This window comes from Methylobacterium sp. ME121, from assembly GCF_000974725.1.
GTDB classification, from domain to species: domain Bacteria; phylum Pseudomonadota; class Alphaproteobacteria; order Rhizobiales; family Beijerinckiaceae; genus Methylobacterium; species Methylobacterium radiotolerans.
This window is the reverse complement of record NZ_BBUX01000001.1, coordinates 355,009-376,419: the sequence shown is the minus strand read 5'-3', so window position 1 is coordinate 376,419 and position 21,411 is coordinate 355,009. Positions and strand designations below refer to the sequence as shown.

The window sequence follows — 21,411 nt, the reverse complement described above, 5'->3', positions numbered from 1 at the left end:
CTATTCGGCTGCCGCGAGGCCGCCGTGTCGCTACAGAGTGTCTCAATTCGCACAAAGCTCGTGGTCGCATTCTCGGTTCTGACCGTCTTCGTGGTCGGACTCGGCATGCTCGGGCTCATGAGTACGCGCAAGCTCCGCGAGCAGGCGGTCGAAATCGATACGAATTGGATGCCGAGCATCCGCGCGCTGGGCGAGATCGACACGCTCACCGCACGCAGCAGCGGTCTCCTGCTGCGACACACACAGGCGACCGATCCGGCGCTGCTGGCCACCATCGAGAAGGACATGGACAGCTTCGATCGGAAGCTGGCCGACCGGATCGCCGTCTACAAGGGGCTGATCAGCTCCCCCGACGAGCGGACGCTCTTCGATGCGTTCAACCAGGAGTCCCAGACCTTCAAGACGGTGCGCAACGACGTCGTCGACCTGTCGCGGGCGGGGAAGAAGGCCGAGGCCTATCAGCTCTACGAGACAAAGGGACTGATCCCGCGTCGCGCCGCGTCCAAGGCCCTGGAGAAGCTGATCGCCATCAACAACGCCGGCGCCGACGCCGCGCAGGCTCAGAGCACCGCGATCTTCAACGAGACCTGGACGCTGAGCCTCGTCGCCATCGGTCTCGCCGTGGCTGTCTCGGTGCTGTCGGGCGTGATCATCGTCCTCGGCGTCACCCGCGGCATCGCCTCGGTGGTGCGGCCGATGCAGGCGCTGATCGCCGGCGACCTGTCGGCCGAGATCCCGTACCAGGGCGAGAAGACCGAGATCGGCACCATCGCGTCCGCCGTCGCGGTGTTCAAGCAGGGGCTCGTCCAGATGAAGGCGCTGGAGGCCGAGACCGCGCAGGCGCGCCTCGCCGCCGAGGAGCAGCGCCGGATCGGCATGCGCCAGATGGCCGACAGCTTCGAGGCCGCGGTTGGCGGCATCGTCGGGCAAGTCTCCGCCTCCGCGACGGAGTTGCAGGCCACCGCCGGCTCCATGTCGGCCATGGCGGGGCAGACCTCGGCGCAGTCCGGTGCGGTCGCGGCCGCCGCCGAGGAGGCGGCCTCGAATGTCAGCACCGTCGCGGCGGCCGCCGAGGAACTCGGCGCATCGGTCCAGGAGATCGGACGTCAGGTCCAGGGCTCGGCCGAGCTGGCCCGTTCCGCCGCCGGCGAGGCGGACGAGACCGGGGCCCTCGTGCAGGAACTCAGCACCGCCGTCGCCAAGATCGGCGACGTGGTCGGCCTGATCTCCTCGATCGCCGGTCAGACCAACCTCCTGGCGCTGAACGCCACGATCGAGGCCGCCCGCGCGGGCGCGGCGGGCCGCGGCTTCGCGGTGGTGGCCTCGGAGGTGAAGGCCCTCGCGGAGCAGACGGCCCGGGCGACCGGGGAGATCTCCACCCAGATCGGCCGGATCCAGGGCGTCACCGGGCAGGCGGTCTCCGCCATCGGGACGATCACCGGGCGCATCCGCGAGATCAACGGCGTCGCCACCTCGATCGCGGCCGCCGTCGAGGAGCAGGGTGCGGCGACGCAGGAGATCGTCCGCAACGTCACCCAGGCCGCGCAGGGCACGGGCGAGGTGACGAGCAACATCGCCGGCGTGGCCGGTGCCGCCGAGGAGACCGGCGCCGCGGCGAGCCAGGTTCTGGGCGCCGCCTCCGAGCTGTCTCGCCAGTCCGAACACCTGTCGGCCGAGGTCGGACGGTTCCTCGCCACCGTGCGCGCGGCCTGACGCGCCGCGCGACGAGGGCAGCGCTCGATAGTCAATCGCCGGGGTGTGCCGCAGCACCTCGGCGGGGAAAGCTTGAGCTTACATCAGGGTCACACCGCGAACACAGTCGCGGACCTGATGGAGACTTCGATGACCCGCGTTGCCCGCTTCACCCTCGCCGCTGCCGCTGCCGCCGCCACCGTCGCGGTTCTCGCCGGCACCTACGTCGAGATCCTGGACCGCGCCCTCCCGATGCACTTCGTCTGAGACGGCGGGTGCGAAGCGGATGAAGACCGCATCCCGGGACGCCGCCGTCCGGCGACGGCGCCCCGGGATGCGGGAGGGAGGTGGCCGATGAATCGATTCCTGACTTCCGTCGTCGACGGCGCCGAGTGGGTCGCCGACACTCTCGACGACATTCTCGTCGAGGCCGCCCTCGGTTTCGGCGCGGCCGTGCCGCTGATCGTCGACCCGTCCGGCGATCCGCCCGCGAGCTCGAATACCGGCACGCCCGAGACCGGCGCAAATGCGATCCGAGCGTGAGCGCGCCTAGCGCTTCTGCGTGTTCGGTGCCGACTGGTCGGTCTGCGGCTCCATCTTAGTGGAGTCGGGCTTGGTCGGCGTGCTGTTCTGGGCCTGCTTGTCATCGCAGCAAGCGAGACTGAGCAGCAGTAGCCCGGCGAGCGCGATGCGCGTTCCTACCGTCATGGATCCTCCCTGCGGCGTGTGAGCGGCGCCCGTCCGCGGGCGGGACAGCGCCGCTCGCGCCGTGACGCGGTCCCGTCAGCGGCTGCCGGCCGGCGGCTTGGAACCGGATCCGGCATCGTTCGGGCCGGTGCTATTCGTCGTGCCGGAGCGGCTCATCGAGCCGGTCGACGGTCCGCTCCCGGCGGCGCCCGGCGTGGAGCCGGACCCCGCATCGCTCGGTCCGGTGCTGTTGGCCGTGCCCGACCGGCTGGTCGCACCGCCGGTATTCTCCGCGGCCGCTGCGGGGATGGCGGCGGCGAGAAGGGCGGCGATGGCGAGACTCGTGAGTTTCATGGCGGATCTCCCTTCGGTCCGGCAATCGCGCTCGCGGAGCCGTTACCGGTCATCCGGGCAACCGCACGCCGTCGCGCCTGTTCCGGCCACGTCTTCGACGCGCGCGCGGGTGCCGGATCAGGATGCCTCCGGCGGCGCGTCCGGCCGGACTGCCGTCGGGGTAGCTACACGCGCCTGCTCGTCCGGCATCCGGTAGCCCCGATCCCAGGTGGCCCAGGCCTCCGTGTCCGGCGGATAGGGGTTCGCGGTGATCGGATCGCCGCGGTCGCGGGCGTGGCGCCCCTCGTCGCTGATCGCGGCGGGTGAACGGGTCGATGGCGTCATCGGCACTTCTCCAGCACTGACATCTCGATCGTGGACCGGGTCAGCGGACGATCGGGGCCGGCTCGGCCCGCGTCTGCGAGCCGGAGGCGGTGACGCGCCACACGGCGCCGCCGGCATCGTCGGCGATGAGCAGCGCGCCGTGACCGTCCATCGCCAGCCCGACCGGGCGCCCGCGAGCGTGTCCGTCATCCGTGAGGAAGCCGGTCACCACGTCCTGGGCCTTACCGGCCGGCCGGCCGTTCTCGAAGGGGATGTAGACCACCTTGTAGCCGTTCAGCGGCTCACGGTTCCAGCTGCCGTGCTCGCCCACGAAGGCGCCGGCACGATAGGCCTGCGGCAGACCCGCGCCGCTGGAGAAGGTCATTCCCAGGGGCGCCACGTGCGAACTCAGCGCGTAGTCGGGCATGAGTGCGGCGGCGACCAGGTCCGGACGCTGCGGCATCACCCGCGGATCGACGTGGTTGCCCCAGTAGCTGTAGGGCCAGCCGTAGAAGCCGCCATCCTTCACCGAGGTCATGTAGTCGGGCACGAGGTCGGGCCCGAGCTCGTCGCGCTCATTGACCACGCACCACAGGGTCTCGGTCTGCGGCTCGACGGTCAGGCCGTTGGGATTGCGCAGGCCCGTGGCGTAGAGCCGGTGCGCGCCGGATGTCCGGTCGATCTCCCAGATTGCGGCCCGGTCCTTCTCCTCGTCCAGCCCGTTCTCCGTGATGTTGCTGTTCGATCCGACGCCGGCGTAGAGCTTGGAGCCGTCCGGGCTCGCGGTCAGGCTCTTGGTCCAGTGGTGATTGATGCGGCCCGCCGGCAGGTCCACGAGCTTCACGCCCGGCTCGGTGATCGCGGTGTCGCCGGACTTGTAGGGGTAGCGCACGACCGCGTCGGTCTCCGCGACGTAGAGGTCGCCGCCGACCAGCACCATGCCGAAGGGCGCGTTCTGCTTGTCGAGCAGCACGGTCCGCTGCTCGGCGACGCCGTCGCCGTCGGCATCCCGCAGCAGGGTGATGCGCTGACCCGGGGTCTCCGCGGAATGGGACTTCCGCTCGAGCCAGCCCATGATGATCTCCTTGGGCCGGTTGATCGGCGGCGTCGGGCCGCCGCTCTCCGCCACCAGGACATCGCCGTTGGGCAGGACGAGGAGCGAGCGCGGGTTCTTCAGGCCCGTTGCGAGGGCCTTCACTTGCAGCCCGGATGCGCCCTCGGGCGTCTCGCCGTCCTTCCAGCCGACCGCGCTCGAGACGTGCATCGGCTGCAGCAGGTACTGATGCAGATCGGGCAGTGGCGGGTTCGGTCCGACCTGGGTCTGCGGGTCGATGGGATCGGGCCCGCAGGCGGCGAGCGGAAACAGAACGCCGGCGGCGAGGAGCGGGACGCGCCGGATCATGCCGGCTCCTCCGTTCGCACGCCGACACCGTGCCGGTGCACCAGCGCGGCGCCGCTCCAGCCAGTGACCAGCAGGATCAGCACGACGACGGTCGACAGGATCAGACCGGTCGGCACGACCGACGTGTAGGCGTCGCGACTGTGCACCAAGACGTTGATGAGGCTCAGGACCAGAGCCACCGCGTTGCCGGCGGCGTGGATCCAGGCCGGCCGAAGGCGGCGGATACCGCGATCGCCGAGAAAGTCGATGAGCCCCGCCACCGCGGCCAAGGTCGACGCGATCAGGCCGACGCTGAGGAGCCAGGCCGAGAAATTCGCCCACTGCATGTTGGCCGTGAGCCAGTAGGCGATGTCGGTCACCAGCGTCCCCACGAAGCAGACGACCGGGATCGGGACCAGCATCACGTGGATGGGGTGACCTGCGATTCGGGCCGTCGCTTGCGGGGTCTTCAGGATCAAGCCGGGATCCTCGGCGGACGGAGCTGCTTCGATGCAGGATGTACCGGCGGCCGGAGCCGAATGTTCCCGGCTCCGGCCGCCAGGCGAGGTCCTACGCTCTCGCGTGGCCGAGCGATGTCGGTCGGTATGAGGTCGTTCTGTCGACGACCTGTGCAGAGGGATGGGCGGTGGTTAAAGCAGAGCCGCCCGGCCCGATCTGCCGGAACGCCCGCTCGCCGATCTGCACGCGCTTCCGCTGACGCCTGCGGTCACGGGCGTGCGCCAGGCCGTATGCCCGCCGCTCCCGCGTCAGTGCGATCGATCGGCGCGATCCGGTGCTCGGCCTTTCGTGCTGTGGGTATGGTGGCTGTCCCGCTCGCCGCCCCCACCGGAGACGTGGGACTTCGAGTCGTTGGTCGGGCTTCCCGGCGCGGGCCCGTGTTCCGCCGCGTCGTGCGGCTTCGTGGCATCCTGATGGCTGCTGCCCGGTCCGCCGTGATGACGGTCGGCTGCGGGGGTCTTCTTCGATGTGCTCATACCGTTCCTGCTGATGCGCCCGCCGCGCTGGCCGTCTCTCCGAAGATCCGCGCGGCACGAAACCGGTCGGCGATGTCTGGCCAACCCTGCGGGTCCGACGGTGTTCCTGCGGGAGCGGTGCCGCGGCGGCACGTTCGGACTCGGGAACAGGCCGATCCGCCGTTCATTAAAGCGGCGGGTTCGGCGCAGAGGAGGATTCTCTTGGACGGCTCGTCGCGTGTCGCCGCGCTGACGGCAGGAGCCGTCACGCTCGCAGCCGTCGGCCTCGTCGCCTGGGCCCGGCGTTCCCGGGTCAGCGTCCGTGCCAAGCTGGTGAACGACGTGGCGCTGCCGCTGAGCGGCATGAAGCGCAGGGCGCGCGACGCGCAGGGGCTGCGGCGCGAGATCGCCCGGCACCGGCGGATCGAGCCCGCACGGCCGACCCTCTGGCAGCGCCGCGAGCGCAGCGTCCGAACCGACTTACTGGACGGCGCGGAGGTGATCACGGTCAGCCCGCGCGGCGGAAGCTCGGACATCACGATCCTCTACCTTCACGGCGGCGCTTGGGTGTTCGACGTTCTCGGTCCGCATTGGCGGATCGTCGACGCCCTCATCGCGCGCACCGGTGCCCGGGTGATCCTCCCGCGCTACCCGCTGGCGCCCGAGAGCACCTGGCGCCAAACTTACGCGTTCCTCGAGGAGCTCCTGGGCTCGATCGGCGCTGAGGCGCGCGACCGGCTGATCGTCGCGGGCGATTCGGCGGGAGGCTGCCTGTCCCTCGGAATCGCGCAGCGGCTGCGCGCGCGGGCCGAGCCGCTCCCCGCAGGTCTGCTGCTGTTCTCACCCGCGCTCGACCTGACGTTCTCGGATCCCGGGGTGGCGGCCATCGCGCCGCGAGATCCGATGCTGGCGGTGCCCGGCTGCCGCGAGGCGGCGCGCCTCTGGGCGGGCGGCACGCCGCTGACGGATCCGCGGATCAGCCCGCTGTTCGGGTCCCTCGAGGGGCTCCCACCGACGGCGATCGTCACCGGCACGCGGGACATCCTTCATCCGGATGCCCTGCGCCTGTCAGACGGCTTGGCGCGGGCGGGGCGCGAGGTGGCGCTGTACCGGTATCCCGGCCAGTGCCACGTCTTCGTCGGGGCGCCGATCCCCGAGGCGACCCGCGCCCTCGACGAGGCCGGCGCCTTCATCCGACGTCGTGTCAGCGCGTCCGACGCACGCCGTCAGCGACCTGTATACCCCGAAGCTACGGCCGCCTCTTTCAGGCGCTCGAACGCCGTGGCGTAGCGCTCGCGCAGGAACGCGGCGTTGGGCGGGATCCGGCTCGGACAGAGATTGTCCTCGGTATCGGACATCTTGATCAGCAGCGCCGCGAAATTGCCGGCGGCGATCAGGGCCGTGACCCGCTCGGAATAGGCGGTCCGGCTCGGCGGCTTGGTGAGAAGCGTCACCGTCTCGACGATGTCCGCCTCGAAGCCGGCGGCGCGGAGGTCGGCTGCCGTGCGCGGCGTGTCCTCCAGCACATCGTGCAGGAGCGCGGCCTGCATGACTCGCATCGGTTCGATGTCGAGCCCGTCGATGAGTCGGGCGTGACCGGCCCGGGCCTGGGCGGCGTTCGCGACGCGTTCCAAGTGCCGCATGCACGGCTCGCCACCCTTGTCGAGCTGGCCCGCATGCGCGGTGAGGGCGAAGGTATGGGCATCGAAGATCGTCGGCACGCACCCGGCTCCCCAGATCGACCGACCCGAAGCTACGCCGCGCCGGCCTTCCGCTCCGGGAAATCGCGTGCCCGCCGCGGCGTTCCCGCTCAACCGGCCGCCGCGCCCGCCGCGCGGCGCCGTGACGCCGTACGCTTCGTGGCGGCGCGCTTACCCCATTTCGTGGATGCGCAGTCTTCGCTGTCGATTCAAAAGTTCAGGTTGGCAACACTATTGCCCAGCTCCCGTGGAATCGCCATCTCTTGTTCCGTAATCGGACAAGCGGCGGGTCGCGCTTCAGGATCGAGACAATGACGTCCGGGACACTCGAGAAGCCGCTGGATGTCGGTGGGCCGCTGAGCCGCCGGGCGGCGGCGCTGGCCAACGTCCGGTGGTTCCGCGCGCTGGCGTGGCGGGCCCTGCGCGACGGCGGTCCGCGGGCCGAATTGCGCGCGTCCAACGCGCGAGCCGCGGCGCGGATCGTGCTGCGTCAGGCCAAGCGCGAGGCCCTGGTCGCCCGGCTGGCGCGTCAGGCCCTCGACACACCCCTCTAGGCGCGGTTGCGCCGCGTCGGGGCCGCGGGACCGCTGGATCGGCCGGGCACTGCGCCCGGCCGCGGCGTTGGTGAGCGTCAGCGCTTGAACTTGCCCTCGTACTTGAACTCGGGCGCCGCCTTCAGCTGATCCTTGCTGGCGCCGATAATGGCCTTCCACTTCTTGGCGTCGGCGTCGTAGCCGATCGCGATCGAGCTCGGGGCCACCGCGACGTAGCGCTCGCCCATACCGAGGAAGCCGCCGACGGAGACGATGTATCCGGCCAGCTTCTCGTGATCGATCACGAGGTCCTTGATCTCGCCGACCGTGTTGTTCTGCGCGTCGGTGACGTTGAGGCCGATCAGGTTGTAGCTGAGCACCGCGTCCTGCGGGACGGTCTCGAATTTCGGCGCGACCGTCGCGGGCGCCTCGTTGGCGGCGAAGGCGGGGCCGGCGAGGGCGGCGGATGCGAGGGCAGCGAGGACGAGGCGGCGCATAGTGAACTCCAATGGCCCGGTATGGGTGCTCGGAAATCGTCGCCTCGATCGCATCGTTCCGCGACAACACGGAAATGTTAATGCGCGGAACATGGAACCTTCGCCCGGTGCGCGGGCAGGGTGGCAACGCGGCCACGCCGTGGGCGAAGCGGCAACTGTATTGAAGATCGGCCGGGACAGATCGCCCGACTGCGCACCGATCGTTCCTGGCCGACCTTACCCCGGGACGGCATGCCGGGACTCGCAGAGGTCGGGAGGAGACACCGTGGCGGGAGGAGTGCTCGAGACGAGGCGCGGATCGGCGACCGGCGCCTGGGTGGACGGCCTCATCGGCGTCACGATCTTCAGCGCCTCGCTCGTGGCGACACGCCTCGCGCTGACCGGCATGGACGCGCTGTTCCTCAGCGCGGCCCGGGCTGCGCTCGCGGGCCTCGCCGGCGCAACCGCTCTGCTGGCGCTCCGACAGGCCCGCCCGCGACGAACCGATCTCCCGGCGCTCGCCATCGTGGCCGCGGGCGTCGTGGTCGGCTTCCCGCTCCTCACCGCCCTGGCCCTACGGACGGTCGGCGCCGCGCACGGCACCGTCTTCGTCGGCCTGCTGCCCCTTTCCACCGCCCTGTTCGGTGCGCTGCGCTCCGGCGAACGGCCGTCGCCGATCTTCTGGCTGCTCTCGATCACCGGCGCGCTGGTGACGGTCGGCTTCGCCGCGCGCGGGCTCGATGGACCACCCGGTGCCGGCGACGCCTTCATGCTGGCCGCGATCCTGCTCTGCGGGCTCGGCTACGCCGAGGGCGGCGTCCTGGCCCGCAGGCTGGGCGGCTGGCAGGTGATCGCCTGGGCCACCGTCCTGTCGCTGCCGGTCAGCCTGCCCCTCGCCCTGCTGCTCCGGCCTGCCGAGCTGGCCGCGATCCCGCTGCCGGCCTGGGCGGGCCTCGGCTACGTCGCCCTGTTCAGCATGCTGATCGGATTCGTGTTCTGGTACAGGGCTCTGGCGCGCGGCGGCATCGCGTCGGTTGGACAGCTCCAGCTGCTGCAGCCCTTCCTGGGCCTCGGCGTCGCCGCGCTGATCCTGGGCGAGCGGATCGAGCCCGCGATGATCGGCGCCGCCCTGGCAGTGGCGGCCTGCGTGGCGCTGGCGCGGCGCTTCGCTTGAGAGCGGGCCGGGCGCCGTCGGCCGGCCCTCGTCAGCCGGACTTGGCCACCACCTCGATGTCGCGGTCGAGGCCGCTCTCGACCTTGAACTCCCGGGTGTAGACCTGTCCGTCGTGGCGGGCGATCAGCACGTAGTCGCCCTCCGCGAGAGTCACCTGTGGGAAGGCGCCGATCGCCTCGCGGATCGTGTCACCGCCGGGGGTCAGGACCGAGAAGGCGGTGCCCGCGAAGGCCTCGGCGCCGGGAGCGGCCACGAGCTTCAGGGTCACCGTCGCGGCGCGGTGGTTGAGCGTCGCCTCCGTGACCTTGCCGTTCTCGACGCGCAGGTCCGCGCGCTGGATCGCGTTCGACTCACCGTAGGTCGAGACCACGTGATACGTACCCTCCGGCAGGCGCAGCAGCTCGCCGGTCTTGATGCCGGCGCGCACGAGCCGGCCCTCGGAGTTGGTCCCGACCGGGACGAAAACCGAGAACGTCACCTGCCCGGGCGGGATCTTCTGGTCGCCCACCGCGCCCGCGAGCTTGAGGGCGCCTGCGGCCACCCGGAGCGTGTCGGTCGTCGGCTGACCGCCCATCACGATCCGCTTCGACGCGCTCGCGAAACCGTAGGTTACGGTCGCCACGTAGGCGCCCGGCGCGAGGGTGAAGTGCGGCTCGGCCTCGGTCGAGCGGGCGACGATCGACGGGCGCGTGCCGTCACCGCGATCCTCGTAGATCCGCCACGCGAGCCCCTGGCGCAGGGCCGTGCCAGGGCCCGACAGGAGCGCGGACAGGGACAGCTGCGCCTCCGGCTCGGCGGGGGGAAGAGACGGCGGCAGGTTCGGGGTGGTGATCGACGGCGACGGCAGAGCGCCGCCGAGCCGGTTCTGGAACGGGTCCTGCTGCGCGCGCGCGGCCGGCGGGCCGGCGGCGAGAATCGCCAGCGCGGTCGCTGCAAGCCTCATGCGCATCGGTCGGCCCTTCTCTGCTCGTCACGCCGGTCGCGACACCGGATCGTCCGGGTCCGCCTCTGACCTCCGACCATGGCGGCGGCAAGGCCGCTCTTCCACAGGCGGGCCGCGCATGCCACATCCCGGTCGGGACGCGATACCGGGACGGAGCGCATGACCGCCACCCTCGATCTCCTGAAGACCCGCCGCTCGGTACCGCCGGCGCTGCTGGACGAGCCCGGGCCGGACCGGGCGCAGCTGGACACCATCCTGACCGCCGCCGCGCGCGTACCCGACCACGGCAAGCTGGCGCCCTGGCGCTTCATCGTCATCGCCGGCGACGCCCGGGCCAAGGTGGGCGAGGTCATCGCGGCGACCTTCGCGGCCGACAATCCCGACGCCGGACCCGAGCGGCTCGCCCAGGAACGGGCCCGCCTGACCCACGCTCCGGTCGCCATCGCGGTGGTCTCGCGGGCGGGGCCGCACGTGAAAATCCCGGAATGGGAGCAGGTGCTCTCCGCCGGCGCCGCGACCATGAACCTCCTGATCGCCGCGAACGCCGCCGGTTTCGCCACGTCCTGGCTGACCGAATGGTTCGCCTACGACCGCCGCGTCCTCGACGCCCTCGGCCTCGCGCCCACCGAGAAACTCGCGGGCTTCGTCCATATCGGCCGGGCGCGCGAGGTGCCCTCCGACCGGCCGCGGCCGGCGCTCGACGAGATCGTCACCTACCTCTGAAGGGACCGGCCGTGCACTATGATCTCGACCTGCCGCGCGAGGCGCGCGCCCTCCCGCACAACCCGCTCAAGGCCATCGTCGCGCCGCGTCCGATCGGCTGGATCAGCGCCATGAATCACGACGGCGCGCTCAACCTCGCGCCCTACTCGTTCTTCAACGCCGTGGCCGACAATATGGTCGCGTTCTCGTCCTCTGGCCGGAAGGACGCGATGACTTTCGCCGAGGAGGGCCGGGAATTCGTCTGCAGCCTCGCCACCTGGGACCTGCGCGACGGGATGAACGATTCCTCGGCGTCGCTGCCGCGCGGGACGAGCGAGTTCGCCTTCGCCAACCTGGAGACCGCCCCCTCGCGGAAGGTGCGGCCGCCGCGCGTGGCCGCCTCACCGGCGGCTCTGGAGTGCCGCTGGCTTCAGACCGTGCCGCTGGTGCCTCTCGGGGGCGGCGAGGCGGAGAATTTCCTGGTGATCGGACAGGTGGTGTCGATCTACGTCGACGAACGTTTCGTGACGGACGGCATGGTCGATACGGCGGCGATGCATCCGATCATGCGGGGCGGATACTTCGACTACTTCCACGCGACCGCCGACACGCGCTTCCAGATGCGCCGGCCGAAGGGCGCGGGTGAGTTCACCGGGTCCTGAAACAGGAACCGGTTGTGCGCGGCCGATTGAGGACTTGTTTACTATAGCGGGCGCAGGTTCGGGCGGTCTCCAGCACCGTGCCCGCCCGGATGTTCCTGTTCACCACGCCGTCGAGCCCACCGGAGAACCCGCCGCCCCAGGCGCGGGCGCTGCCGGGCACGCCCGCCTCCGGGCCGGTGGTCCAGGCCATCCGTGACGGGGCGACGGCGAGCGGCGTCGGCTTCGACTATCTCCTCGCCACGGCGCGGCGCGAATCCGCCCTCGATCCCGCGGCCAAGGCCGGGACCTCCTCGGCCACCGGCCTGTTCCAGTTCATCGAGCAGACTTGGCTCGGGGTGATGAAGAATGCCGGGCCGCGGCTCGGGCTGCAGGCGCAGGCCGACGCCATCACCCGGCAGTCGGACGGCACTTACACGGTGCCCGACGCGAGCCAGCGGCAGGCGATCCTCGACCTGCGCCGCGATCCCAAGATCTCCGCGACGCTGGCCGGCGCCCTGACCCAGCAGAACGCCGACGCCCTCACGAGCGCCCTCGGCCGTGAGCCGACCGCGGGCGATCTCTACGCGGCGCACGTGCTGGGCGCGAAGGGCGCGGCCGCCCTGATCTCGACCGCCCGCGCCTTTCCGGAGCGCGCCGCCGCCCTCGACCTGCCGGAGGCGGCCGGCGCCAACCGGGCGCTGTTCTACGATCGCGCCGGCCGGCCGCGAAGCGCCGCCGAACTCTATGCCAGCCTCGCGGCGGCGGCCCAGGGCGCCGCCGCCACCGACCTGACCGGCCTGCGCCAGGACGGCGCCGCGGCGCCGCAGGCCGTGTCAGCCTACGCCAGCGCGGCGACCGCCTTCGGCGGGACCTCGGATCTGCGCAGCCTCTTCCAGACGGACCAGCGCGGCGCGGCCTCCGACGCCGCGGCCCGACTCTGGCAGGCGCGCAACGGCGCCGCGCCGGTGCAGCACGCGGCGCCCACCTATTTCCCGCGCTCCGACTCGGAACCGCCGCCGCGCGTCGCCACCGTGGAGCCCGACGTCACGGGCGCCCTCAGCGAACCGGCGACGCCGCCGGGCGCCGCCCTCCTCAATCCGCCGCTGCCGCCCCGCCGACCCGCGGAACTCGCGGCCGCAGCGTCCATGTCCGGCAACAGGACCAGCCTGTTCGCCCCCCGGAGCGGTCGATGATCATCCGCGAGTTTCTGGCCTGGACGCAGGACGCCTCGGCAGAGCGCCGGGCCGAGGCGACCGCGACGCTGGCCCGGACCTACCTGTACGGCGACCTTGGCGCCGAGGCGGCCTGGGAGGCCAAGACCGCGCTGCTCGCGCTCCTCGACGACCCGTCGCCCCGGGTGCGCCGGGCGCTCGCCGAGACCTGCGCCGCCTCGGCGCGGACACCGCGGCCGCTGGTCGTCGCCCTGTCCTGCGACGTTCCGGAAGTGGCGCGGCCGGTGCTCGCGCGGTCGCCGGTCCTCACCGATGCCGACCTCGTGGACGCGGCCGCCCTCGGCGACGAATCGACCCGCGCGGTGATCGCCGCCCGGCACCACCTGTCCCACGCGGTCGCGGGCGCGCTCTCCGAGATCGGCGAGACCGACACGCTGGTCGTGCTCGCGGCCAATCCGACGGCGAAGATCACCGCGGGCCGGATGCTGCGCATGATCGAGCGGAGGGGCGACGAAGCCGCCCTGCGCGAGGCGCTCCTCACCCGCGCCGACCTGCCGCCGGAAGTGCGCCACGCCCTCGGGATCGCGGTGGCGCGGGCGCTGACGGGGTTCGTCACCGACCGCGCCTGGCTCGGCGCCGAGCGCTGCGACCGGATGAGCCGCGAGGCCGGCGAGCGGGTGGCGCTCGAGGCCTGCGACGGCTTCGGCGCGGCCGCCGTCACGCGGCTGGTGACGCACCTGCGCGCGACCCGCCAGCTGACCGCGGGCCTGATCCTGCGCGCCGTGCTGTCCGGCCGGACGGACTTCGCCCTGGCCGCCCTGGCCGACCTGTCGGGCCAGGATCATGCCGGCGTCGCCCGGGCCATGCGCGACCCGCGCCTGTTTGCCGACCTGCACGACCGCGCCGGGCTGCCCGGCGCGCTCCTGCCGGCGATGCAGGCGGCGCTGTCCGCGTGGCAGGATCTCGTCCGCGGGGCCGCCCCCGTTCGCGGAACCGGCCTGTCCCGGCGCCTCATCGAGTCCGCCATCGCGGCCTGCGGTGACCTGTCGGATCCGGACATGCATCCGGTGATCGCGCTGCTCAACCGCTACGAGGCCGAGGCGGCGCGCGACGAGGCCCGCGAGGTGGCGCGCGCCATCGCCGCCCAGGCGCTGGCGCGCGAGACGGCCCGCCGGGAGGCCGAGGCCGCCGACGCCGCGTGGCGCGCCGCCCTGGAGAGCCAGCGCCGGACCGCCTTCGCGAAGGAGGCCGATACGGAAACCCCGCTCGTCGTCGCGGTCCCCGAAACCGCGGACGTCCTGCCCGAGGTCGAGCCGGTCAACCCGGTCGGCGTGATCCTCGACGCGCTGCCCGAACAGATCCTGGCCTGGTATCGCCCGGAGGAGTTGGACCCGGAGGTCCAGGCCGCGACCGACCTCGTGCTCGACGGCCTCGGCGACAGCCTCCTCGATCATTTCCGCGCCAGCCAAGGCCGCGCGGAGCCGGAGCCCGACGCGAGCGCGGACAAGCCGGAGCGCATCGCCGCCTGATCGTCGCGGCGCCGGCCGCACGGGGGCTTCCGAGCCCCGCGTCCCGCCCAGCAAAGTCAGGTCTCGCGGTGGAGTGATAGCACCGGACATGTCCCGATACCGTCGGCTTCCGGGCGCGGAGCCGCGCTACGTCCTGGCGGCGGCACGGACGCTGATCGCGGAGCGCGCCTACCGGCTCAGCCTCTACGCGGTCGACGTGGCCGCTTCCGACGGCCAGACCGGCCGCCACGTTCTCGCCGTGCCGGTCGCGATCGGCGCGGTCTCGATCACGGTGGGCCTCGTCCTCACCGAAGAGGATTCCCGTCGGGCCGACCGGGGCGATCTCGAGGGCATCGCGGCCGTCGCCCAGGCCGTGCAGAGCGGATACCGGCGCTTCCGCACCTTCCCGGCCAACGAGCTGGGGCGTTTCGTGCTCTGATGACGCAGTCCGGCAGGAATTCACCGCATCCGCACGCTCAATTGGGCGGCCGATAGGCCTCCGGCGGCAGGTCGCGGAAGAACGTCTCGCCGGGGGCTTGCCCCGGGGCAGGCTTGGGCGCGATCCCGCTGCCGCTCCCCTCCGTGATGTAGCGCTGGCCGCCGGGCTCCGGCAGCACCGCCGCGGGGGCCTGGGGGGTCGGCGGTACGATGTACCGCTTCTGATCCGGCGTCGCGGCGCTGGGAGGGGGTGCGACGGGTGGCGCGACGGGCGGCGCTACCGGCGTCTGCGGCGGTGGCGCGGCGGGCGCCCGGGGCGGCGGGGCTTCGTCCTTCCGCGCCGCGGCCGGTCGGCTCGGGCGCCGGACGACGGTTCGGGGCGCGGCCCGGCGCGGCCGCTCGCGCACGACGGCCGGCGGCGGGCGGGTGCCCGGCAAGGTGATCCGGAGGCTCTCCACCGACCGCACGAGGTCGCCGAGGCTCGCGTCGGCGGTGCGGCACAGCCGGATCCGCAGGGAGATTGCGCGGCGCGCGGTCGGCTCCGCCTGGAACAGAGCGGGCGGTTGCCCGCCGGCGACAGCGGCGCCGCGGCCGCCCTCGATCCACTGCCACGCGTAGAGGCAGTCGGCACCCAGCGCGATGCCCACCGGGCCGTAGGCGTTCCGGAGCGGCGGCCGCACCGTCATCGCCTGCCCGGGGAACCGGACGGCGATCTCACCCGCGATCCCGAACTCGCTGGGCTTGGCCAGCCGCGGCGGGAAGGCGAGCAGCAGGTCCGCCGTCTCCCGCCGCAGGGCGATCTCGGCGTGGTTGCGACCGTCGCCGCCGGCGTAGCGCAACCGCTGGTCGAACCCGTCGCGCTCGCGGGTCTCGATCACCGCGGTCAGCGCCCCGGCGCCGGGCAGCGTCAGGACCGGCACCGTCTGCGCCCGCGCGCCGGCAAGCAGCAGGAGCCACGCCACGGCACAGAGCCGGACCGAGCGGATCGCCGCGCGCCTCAAGGGGTGGTCCGCTCGGTCGTGGCGGATGTGTCGTAGGCCGAGCGGCCGGGCATCTGGAACCGCTTCCCTTCCGAGTTCTCGGACCGCCCGCGCTCGGCCTGCTGGTCCTGCCACAGGGTCCCGGCGGCAGGCGGCGACAGGAATTCCGGTTTATCGATGCCACGATAGTCGGGCAGCAGGGCGTAGCCGAACCGCTCGTAGGGCATCGGCCCCGCGCCGGGTACGCGCCGGGCCACGAGGGGCGGCGCCTGGGTCGCGGGCTCACGGACGTAGGTCCCCGCGGGGACGGGCTCGGCCAGGGCGCGCACGAGCCCCGGCGGCGGGTAGCGGAGCGCGTTCTCCAAGGAGACCGCCAGGGGAAATTCGCCGCGCTGGACGGCGAGCGGTTTGGTGTCCGCCGCGACCGAAGGCAGGTCCGGCCGCGGCACCCGGTTGGCCGTCGGCGTCTCGGCACGCGTCGCGGGAGCCGCGTGCCGCCCGGGCGCGCCCGCGGCGGTCGAGGACGCGGGCTCGCAGGGCAGCGGCGACCCGCCTGTCGTCTCGCGGAACAGCAGGTCGACCACCTTCGGGAAGAGGCCGTCGTAGCGGTTCACGACCTCTAAAAAGGGCCGCTGCCGCTTCAGCCGCTGCAGCGTGAGGGCGTAGCCGAAAACGGTTCCCTCGCTGGGCATCCAGGCGACGGCCCGCTGGAACCATTCCAGCGCCGTGTCGAACTGGCAGGAATTGTAGGCGTACCACGCGAGCCCCTGGGCGCCTTCGCCCGAGGTGGAGGCCGTCACGACCTGGGCGTAGCGCGCGATGCGCGCCGGCTCGATCGCGGGCGGGCGAGGCAGCGTCAGCTTCTGCTCCAGGATGTCGATGTAGAGCAGCTCGTTGCCAACGAACCGGTCGCGCCAGGCGTAAGCGACCTCCTCGGCCTCGCGCGGCATGTCGAGCTGGCGCAGGGTCAGGGCGAGACCGTGGGCGACCATGGCGTCACCGCCCCGGGCGATCGCCTGCTTGAACCACTCGAGCGCCTCCCGGAATTGGCGGCGCTTGTAGGCGTACCAGCCGAGCAGGCTGGTCTGGCTCGGATCTCCGCTCTTGCGCGCGACGGCCTGGAAAGCCGCGAGATCGGCCGGGGACGGGGTCTCGGCGCTCTCCTCGTGCAGGAAGGCGGCGATCCGCGCGCGGGTGATGTCGAGGCGGATCGCGTCGAACTCCGAGGCCCCGTTCGCGCCGCGGTGACCCATCTCGATCAGGCGCTCCGCTTGCGCCATGCGCAGATGCGCCATCGCCTTCTGGATGGTGGCGAGGCGCACCCCGGAATCGGCGCTGCCGTCGAGGATCGACTTATAGAGCTCGAACGCCTCGTCGCCCGAGCCGGAATCGCCCAGGGCGTCCGCGACCGTCCAGATGCTCTGGACGTCGAGGGGGTCGAGGGCGCCGGGATCGGCCCGGTAGAGGTGGATGATCGCGTCGGCCTCCTTGCCGGTGAGCGCCGTGATCCGGGAGCGGAATTCGGCCCGGCGAAGCTTGCGCGCCAGCTCCTCGGAGGGCTGCCACGCGGGATCGATCGAGCGGCGTGCGGCGATCGCCGTGCGGAGGTCGTCGAACCGCCCCGCGGTGAAGAGATCCCACAGGGGCGCCTCCTCGGGCGGGCTCGGCTGCAGCGCGTCGAGGTCCGGCGGCTCGTTCCAGCCCGGATAGAGACGCTTCAGGCGGGCGATCTCGGCCTTCATCCGCGCCGTCTGCTTCTGGGCCGCGTAGTAGCGGAGCGCGCTCTCGTCGACCATGTTGGTCGTGCGGGACGTGGCCGGGTCGGCCAGGATCGCCGGCGCGCGCGGGCCGTCGCCGTAGACGATCCGGGGCTCGGTCCGCGTCGGCGCGGCGGAGGGCTGCGGCGGTTGTCCGGAACGCGCGTCGACCTGCGCCGCGGCCGGCGAGGCGGCGAGCGCGAGGAGTAGGAGGCAGGGGGCGGCCGCTCGCACCCGGGCCGGCGGAGGGCCCTTCAGGACTTCAGGCATGACGGGTAGCGCATGCGGGCCGCGGTCAGGGCGAGGAGGCTTAGGGTCGCCGGATAATAGTTCTGGTTGCCGATGTCGCCCCGGGCATCCTCCGGAAAGGGCGTGCCGTCGAGGGCGCAGGCCACCAGGGCGGGGATCCCCATGTAGCCGGCCTCGGTGAGCCACTCGACCTTCCGCCCGTCGCCGGTGTCGACGATCGGCAGCCGCTCCCGGTCAGAACTCGACCACAGGGCCTGGAACGGCGCGAGGTCGTCGGGCCGCACCAGCCCCGCCCAGGCGAGATAGAGCGGGACGCGGATGGCGTTGTAGGAGAACAGGGGCGGGAAGCCGGTTGCGGGGTGCGGAGCGTCCTTGGCGGAGATCCACTCGGTGGGCAGGTTGCTCGGACCGAAGCGGGACTGCCGCAGCAGGGAGAGGCCGCTGCGCGTCAGGGCCGCCCAGTCGTATTCCGGCGCCACCAGGGCGAGGCGCGGGAAGGCCGGGAAGATCCAGTAGGAGAGGTTGACCAGCGGGCCGTCCGGGCGCTCGCGGGCCGAGAAGCCCGAGACCGCGGGGAGCAGCAGCGCCCCGTGCGGGTCACGGAACAGGATGGTCTTGCGCCCGAACTCGATGGCGACCCGACGGGCCGCGGTGCGGTAGCTCGGCTCGTTCCAGGCCTCGGCCGCCTCGGTGAGGGCCCAGGCGACGAGGATGTCCCCGTCGGTGGCGTTGTTCATGTCGCTCACCGCCGGCCGCTTGTCGGGCGACCAGCGCCACGCCAGCAATTCGTCGCCGCGGACCATCAGGTTGGCGCGGGTCCAGCCCCAGATCCGCTCGAAGCTGACCCGGTCGCCCGCCGCCACGGCGAGCAGCATGCCGTAGCCCTGGCCCTCGCTGTGGCTGATCAGACCGTTGGCGGTGTCCACCACGCGACCCTGATCGGTGATGAACCGGGAGCGGTAGGCGCGCCATGCGGCGTCATTGCCGAGCTTGCCGGCGAGGCCGGGGCTCGCCGCCCTGGCGGTTTGAGCGGGCTGCGTGCCCGGTTGCGCGGTACTCGGTGGCACGGCAGGCTCGTCCTGCGTCGAGGCCGCCGCCGCGGGCAGCATCGCCGCGACGAGGAAGGCCGCGGCGAGAGGGGCGCGGTCGCGGCGGCTCATGAGTTCTTCCTGCCGACGTTGCGCACGAGGCTCGTGGTCGCGAGGCCGAGGCAGAGTGCCATCGCGAGGGTCATGCCGACGTAGTATTCCGTGTTGATCGACAGCCACGCCGCGGACACGAGGCGCAGGTTGGCCAGGGATCGCGGCTGCGTCTCGACGATCTCGATCCGCTCGGACCGGGACGTCACCAGCGTGCCGTTCGACGCGTCGAGGAAGGCGGCGCTGCCGCCGAGCCTCGCCCAGACCACGGGGTCGACGAGGCAGGAGACGGACGCCTTCAGCAGGGACGCGTTCGGCGCGGTGACGATCACGGTGTTGCTCGACTGGACCGGCGGACCCTCGGCGATGAGCAGCGAGGCCGTGGCCGGGACCTCCACTGTCTCGTCCGGCTTCACCTGCGCCGTCACCGTCTGGCGCAGGGAGCGCGCCGTCCCGGTGATCTCGTTCCAGACGGAGTCGAGGGCGGCCCAGATCTGGCGCGAGCCGCGCGTCGACGCCTCCCAGCGGTCGATGAGCTCTCGGTCCGAGGAGGAGCCTGGAGCGGTGGCCGGGACGGTAGCCGAGGTCGGCGCGGGCGCGGCGCTCGCCTCGCTCTGGGACGCCGGTGCCTGAGCGGGCTGAGCCGGGCGCACCTGCGGGATCAGGGTGGGCAGGGCGCAGCGCATCGGCAGGTTGCGACGCAGGCGATCGAGGGTGAGCACGCCCTCGGGGCCGAACTGGCCCGGCGTGGCGACCATATCGGCGCGGCCTTCCCAGACTCGCTGAACCTGCTGCGGATCGAAACCGACCGCCTCGAGGAGCGCGGGGTCGAGGGCACGGGCGGGCGCGACGACGAGCTGGCTGGTATCGGACGCAACCTGCTGCTGGGTCACCACCTCGAAATCGATGACCCGCTCGGCGGCCATGGCCAGCCGGGCCGCGAGAGTCGCGGCCGCGTCGGCGCTGTCGCGGTCGGGCGTCGGCAGCACGAGGCGCGGGCGCCGTCCCGGGACGACGAACGGCACGGCGCCGCCCTTGATCGCCGCGAGGTCGGGGCTGCGCGCCGCCCGGGCGAAGTGCGGGATCTCGATCCGGGAGCGGTCGAGGAATAGGAAGCGCGCCTGCTTGGCCGCGGGGCTCAGGGTGTCGCAGACCTGGTCGGCGGCGTTCGGCAGCTGCGCCGAGATCTCCACGTGGTTCACCCCAGGACGCCACAGGCTGAAGGGCAGGGGTATCGCGCTGTCGTCGAACACCTCGCCGCGCGCGTCGGGGAGCGGGACGCTGGCCGCGTTGCGTCCGTTGATGTCGATGACGATGCGGGCGTCCGAGGAGAGCCCGGCCACGTACGCCCCAGCGAGGTGCAGCATGACCTTGCCGTAATCGGCCGGGACGAAATCACCGGGAAAGCGAAGGGCGAAGCCGACATGGAGCAGCCGGCCCGAGAACTCGCGGGACGTCGCGCCGAGCCGGTCGAGCGTCAGGTTCTCGCCGCCCTGTACCATGTAGCCGCGGAAGAGTTGCACCGCCTTCAGCCCGTTCGGCGTCCCGGTGTCGGCCGGGACGGCGAGATTGGTGATGGCCTGACGGACGTCCTCATCGCGGGCCCCGGTGACCACCAGGGTCGGCGGAGTGTTCGGCCGCGTCGGCAGCATGGCGAGGCGGGGCCCGGTGATCGGGCCGAGTTCGGAGACGCCTTCGACGCCGGCGATCTCGGAGGCGGTGCCGACGACGAGGTTGATGCCGTTGCGGCCCTGCAGGGGCGGCCCGAAGGTCACGGTCGGCCGGGCGACCCGCCCCACGAGCGCGAGGGCCTGCGCCGCCTCGATCATGCGCTCCAGGCGGGCCAGGTTCGGACGCTCATTCAGGATGACCTGGATCGGCAGGGCGCCGCTCTCGTCGGGCTCCGCGGCAGCGAGTGACCGGACGTCCATGTCGGTCGCCGTTCCCACCACGAGGCCGGACCGCGACGGGTCGATCTGCGTCCACAATTCGTAGGTCGCGCCGACCGAGCAGTCGACCCGGTGGCGCTGGCTGGCGGTGAAGGTCACGGCGTTGAAGCCGGCCTTCAGCACGCCGTCGGGAATGGCGAACTCCACCACCTTCACGGCGCCGGGCGCCTGGATGCGGGTCCAGCCGACCTTCGCGCCGTTAACGAAGGCGGCGAGCTCGGAGCTCTCCGGCGCCACCGAGATCGCCGAGAGATACGAGAGGCGCAGCCTCACCGGTCCCCGCGTCTGCGCGTCGGTGAGGTAGACCGGGTAGCGCAGGGAATCCTCCTCGCCGGTCAGGCGGAAGCCGCGCGGGCCGGACGGAAGCCGCCGCGCCGGCGCGATCGTCGACTGGATCACCGCGCGCGGCACCGTCTGCGGCGCGGCGGCCCGCGGCGGCTCGGGCGGTCGCGGCGTCGATTTCGGCTCCGCCGCCGCGGCGTCCGGCCGGCGCGCGGGGCTTGCCCCATCCTCGGACGGCGCGCGCAGGGCGTTGCCGCTGGGCGGGACCGTCAGCCGCTCCGCGGGGCCCGTGCCCAGGAAGCTTTGGCCGAAGGCCGGCCCGCTCGCGAGACAGACCAGCAGCCCCAGCACGGGGAGGCGCAGCCGGGTCGCCATCG

At 72.4% G+C, this 21,411-nt stretch carries 23 protein-coding genes; 10 read left to right on the top strand and 13 right to left on the bottom strand.

Annotated elements, in window-relative coordinates; all coding sequences use genetic code 11:
- Positions 1 to 24 precede the first annotated feature (24 nt).
- Together ME121_RS01675 and ME121_RS01665 are read left to right on the top strand one after the other, a co-directional pair.
- Positions 25 to 1,713, top strand: coding sequence for a methyl-accepting chemotaxis protein (locus ME121_RS01675; protein ID WP_058606504.1), 1,689 nt, complete (start codon positions 25 to 27; stop codon positions 1,711 to 1,713).
- A 333-nt stretch (positions 1,714 to 2,046) separates the two neighbouring features.
- Positions 2,047 to 2,235 carry a hypothetical protein gene (locus ME121_RS01665; RefSeq protein ID WP_012317278.1) on the top strand — a complete coding sequence of 63 codons (189 nt, stop codon included), beginning with the start codon at positions 2,047 to 2,049 and terminating at the stop codon, positions 2,233 to 2,235.
- 6 nt (positions 2,236 to 2,241) lie between these two features.
- On the opposite strand, the gene ME121_RS33125 is transcribed toward ME121_RS01665, so the two are convergent.
- From ME121_RS33125 to ME121_RS33120, 6 genes are all read right to left on the bottom strand, one after another.
- Positions 2,242 to 2,400, bottom strand: coding sequence for a hypothetical protein (locus tag ME121_RS33125; RefSeq protein WP_164891328.1), 159 nt, complete (start codon positions 2,398 to 2,400; stop codon positions 2,242 to 2,244).
- Between the two features lie 75 nt (positions 2,401 to 2,475).
- Entirely contained in the window at positions 2,476 to 2,733 is a 258-nt protein-coding gene (locus ME121_RS01660; protein WP_012317279.1) for a hypothetical protein, read from the bottom strand.
- Between the two features lie 117 nt (positions 2,734 to 2,850).
- Positions 2,851 to 3,057, bottom strand: a complete 207-nt coding sequence (locus ME121_RS01655) for a hypothetical protein (protein ID WP_012317280.1) — start codon at positions 3,055 to 3,057, stop codon at positions 2,851 to 2,853.
- Positions 3,058 to 3,097: 40 nt separating this feature from the next.
- Positions 3,098 to 4,438 (bottom strand): PQQ-dependent sugar dehydrogenase, encoded by a 1,341-nt coding sequence (locus ME121_RS01650; protein WP_059408204.1) that lies wholly within the window; start codon positions 4,436 to 4,438, stop codon positions 3,098 to 3,100.
- The gene (locus ME121_RS01645; RefSeq protein ID WP_081437732.1) at positions 4,435 to 4,839 is read right to left on the bottom strand and encodes a DUF2231 domain-containing protein; all 405 of its coding nucleotides are present in this window, start codon (positions 4,837 to 4,839) and stop codon (positions 4,435 to 4,437) included. Before ME121_RS01645 ends, ME121_RS01650 begins: the two co-directional genes overlap by 4 nt.
- A gap of 345 nt (positions 4,840 to 5,184) precedes the next feature.
- Positions 5,185 to 5,412 (bottom strand): hypothetical protein, encoded by a 228-nt coding sequence (locus ME121_RS33120; protein ID WP_012317283.1) that lies wholly within the window; start codon positions 5,410 to 5,412, stop codon positions 5,185 to 5,187.
- A 201-nt stretch (positions 5,413 to 5,613) separates the two neighbouring features.
- Here ME121_RS33120 and ME121_RS01640 point away from each other — a divergent pair, with 201 nt between their 5' ends.
- A complete protein-coding gene (locus tag ME121_RS01640) occupies positions 5,614 to 6,681 on the top strand; it encodes an alpha/beta hydrolase (protein WP_059408200.1) in 1,068 nt (355 codons plus the stop codon).
- On the opposite strand, the gene ME121_RS01635 is transcribed toward ME121_RS01640, so the two are convergent.
- Positions 6,618 to 7,112 (bottom strand): HD domain-containing protein, encoded by a 495-nt coding sequence (locus tag ME121_RS01635; RefSeq protein ID WP_053620654.1) that lies wholly within the window; start codon positions 7,110 to 7,112, stop codon positions 6,618 to 6,620. The two genes, ME121_RS01640 and ME121_RS01635, sit on opposite strands and share 64 nt — an antisense overlap.
- Before the next feature lie 290 nt (positions 7,113 to 7,402).
- Between ME121_RS01635 and ME121_RS01630 the strand changes: the two genes are divergently transcribed.
- Positions 7,403 to 7,645 carry a hypothetical protein gene (locus ME121_RS01630; protein ID WP_012317286.1) on the top strand — a complete coding sequence of 81 codons (243 nt, stop codon included), beginning with the start codon at positions 7,403 to 7,405 and terminating at the stop codon, positions 7,643 to 7,645.
- Positions 7,646 to 7,722: 77 nt separating this feature from the next.
- Here the strand turns inward: ME121_RS01630 and ME121_RS01625 are convergent, their stop codons facing one another.
- Positions 7,723 to 8,121 (bottom strand): PRC-barrel domain-containing protein, encoded by a 399-nt coding sequence (locus tag ME121_RS01625; RefSeq protein WP_012317287.1) that lies wholly within the window; start codon positions 8,119 to 8,121, stop codon positions 7,723 to 7,725.
- 265 nt (positions 8,122 to 8,386) lie between these two features.
- Here ME121_RS01625 and ME121_RS01620 point away from each other — a divergent pair, with 265 nt between their 5' ends.
- Positions 8,387 to 9,274, top strand: a complete 888-nt coding sequence (locus ME121_RS01620; protein ID WP_012317288.1) for a DMT family transporter — start codon at positions 8,387 to 8,389, stop codon at positions 9,272 to 9,274.
- Positions 9,275 to 9,305: 31 nt separating this feature from the next.
- Here the strand turns inward: ME121_RS01620 and ME121_RS01615 are convergent, their stop codons facing one another.
- Positions 9,306 to 10,223, bottom strand: coding sequence for an RgsD C-terminal domain-containing protein (locus tag ME121_RS01615; RefSeq protein WP_012317289.1), 918 nt, complete (start codon positions 10,221 to 10,223; stop codon positions 9,306 to 9,308).
- 153 nt (positions 10,224 to 10,376) lie between these two features.
- Between ME121_RS01615 and ME121_RS01610 the strand changes: the two genes are divergently transcribed.
- The 5 genes from ME121_RS01610 to ME121_RS01590 all read left to right on the top strand — a co-directional run bounded on the left by ME121_RS01610 (position 10,377) and on the right by ME121_RS01590 (position 14,679).
- Complete coding sequence (locus ME121_RS01610; RefSeq protein WP_029358346.1) at positions 10,377 to 10,940, top strand: nitroreductase family protein; 564 nt, start codon at positions 10,377 to 10,379, stop codon at positions 10,938 to 10,940.
- An 11-nt stretch (positions 10,941 to 10,951) separates the two neighbouring features.
- Complete coding sequence (locus tag ME121_RS01605) at positions 10,952 to 11,581, top strand: flavin reductase family protein (RefSeq protein ID WP_059408197.1); 630 nt, start codon at positions 10,952 to 10,954, stop codon at positions 11,579 to 11,581.
- An 89-nt stretch (positions 11,582 to 11,670) separates the two neighbouring features.
- Positions 11,671 to 12,753: a lytic transglycosylase gene (locus ME121_RS01600; RefSeq protein ID WP_029358348.1), complete on the top strand. Its 1,083-nt coding sequence runs from the start codon at positions 11,671 to 11,673 to the stop codon at positions 12,751 to 12,753.
- Positions 12,750 to 14,261, top strand: a complete 1,512-nt coding sequence (locus ME121_RS01595) for a DUF2336 domain-containing protein (protein ID WP_029358349.1) — start codon at positions 12,750 to 12,752, stop codon at positions 14,259 to 14,261. Before ME121_RS01600 ends, ME121_RS01595 begins: the two co-directional genes overlap by 4 nt.
- Before the next feature lie 88 nt (positions 14,262 to 14,349).
- Positions 14,350 to 14,679 carry a hypothetical protein gene (locus ME121_RS01590; RefSeq protein WP_059408196.1) on the top strand — a complete coding sequence of 110 codons (330 nt, stop codon included), beginning with the start codon at positions 14,350 to 14,352 and terminating at the stop codon, positions 14,677 to 14,679.
- 37 nt (positions 14,680 to 14,716) lie between these two features.
- Here ME121_RS01590 and bcsN read toward each other — a convergent pair whose 3' ends face one another.
- Genes bcsN through ME121_RS01575 form a run of 4 tightly spaced genes read right to left on the bottom strand, consistent with a single transcriptional unit; the run spans position 14,717 to position 21,409 of the window.
- Positions 14,717 to 15,679, bottom strand: a complete 963-nt coding sequence (gene bcsN / locus ME121_RS01585; RefSeq protein ID WP_089230982.1) for a cellulose biosynthesis protein BcsN — start codon at positions 15,677 to 15,679, stop codon at positions 14,717 to 14,719.
- Positions 15,676 to 17,685, bottom strand: a complete 2,010-nt coding sequence (locus tag ME121_RS01580; RefSeq protein ID WP_089230979.1) for a tetratricopeptide repeat protein — start codon at positions 17,683 to 17,685, stop codon at positions 15,676 to 15,678. The genes bcsN and ME121_RS01580 overlap by 4 nt, the downstream gene beginning before the upstream one ends.
- Positions 17,670 to 18,824 carry a family 8 glycosyl hydrolase gene (locus ME121_RS33115; protein WP_089230976.1) on the bottom strand — a complete coding sequence of 385 codons (1,155 nt, stop codon included), beginning with the start codon at positions 18,822 to 18,824 and terminating at the stop codon, positions 17,670 to 17,672. The genes ME121_RS01580 and ME121_RS33115 overlap by 16 nt, the downstream gene beginning before the upstream one ends.
- Positions 18,821 to 21,409: a cellulose biosynthesis cyclic di-GMP-binding regulatory protein BcsB gene (locus ME121_RS01575; RefSeq protein ID WP_059408289.1), complete on the bottom strand. Its 2,589-nt coding sequence runs from the start codon at positions 21,407 to 21,409 to the stop codon at positions 18,821 to 18,823. Before ME121_RS01575 ends, ME121_RS33115 begins: the two co-directional genes overlap by 4 nt.
- Positions 21,410 to 21,411: the final 2 nt, after the last annotated feature.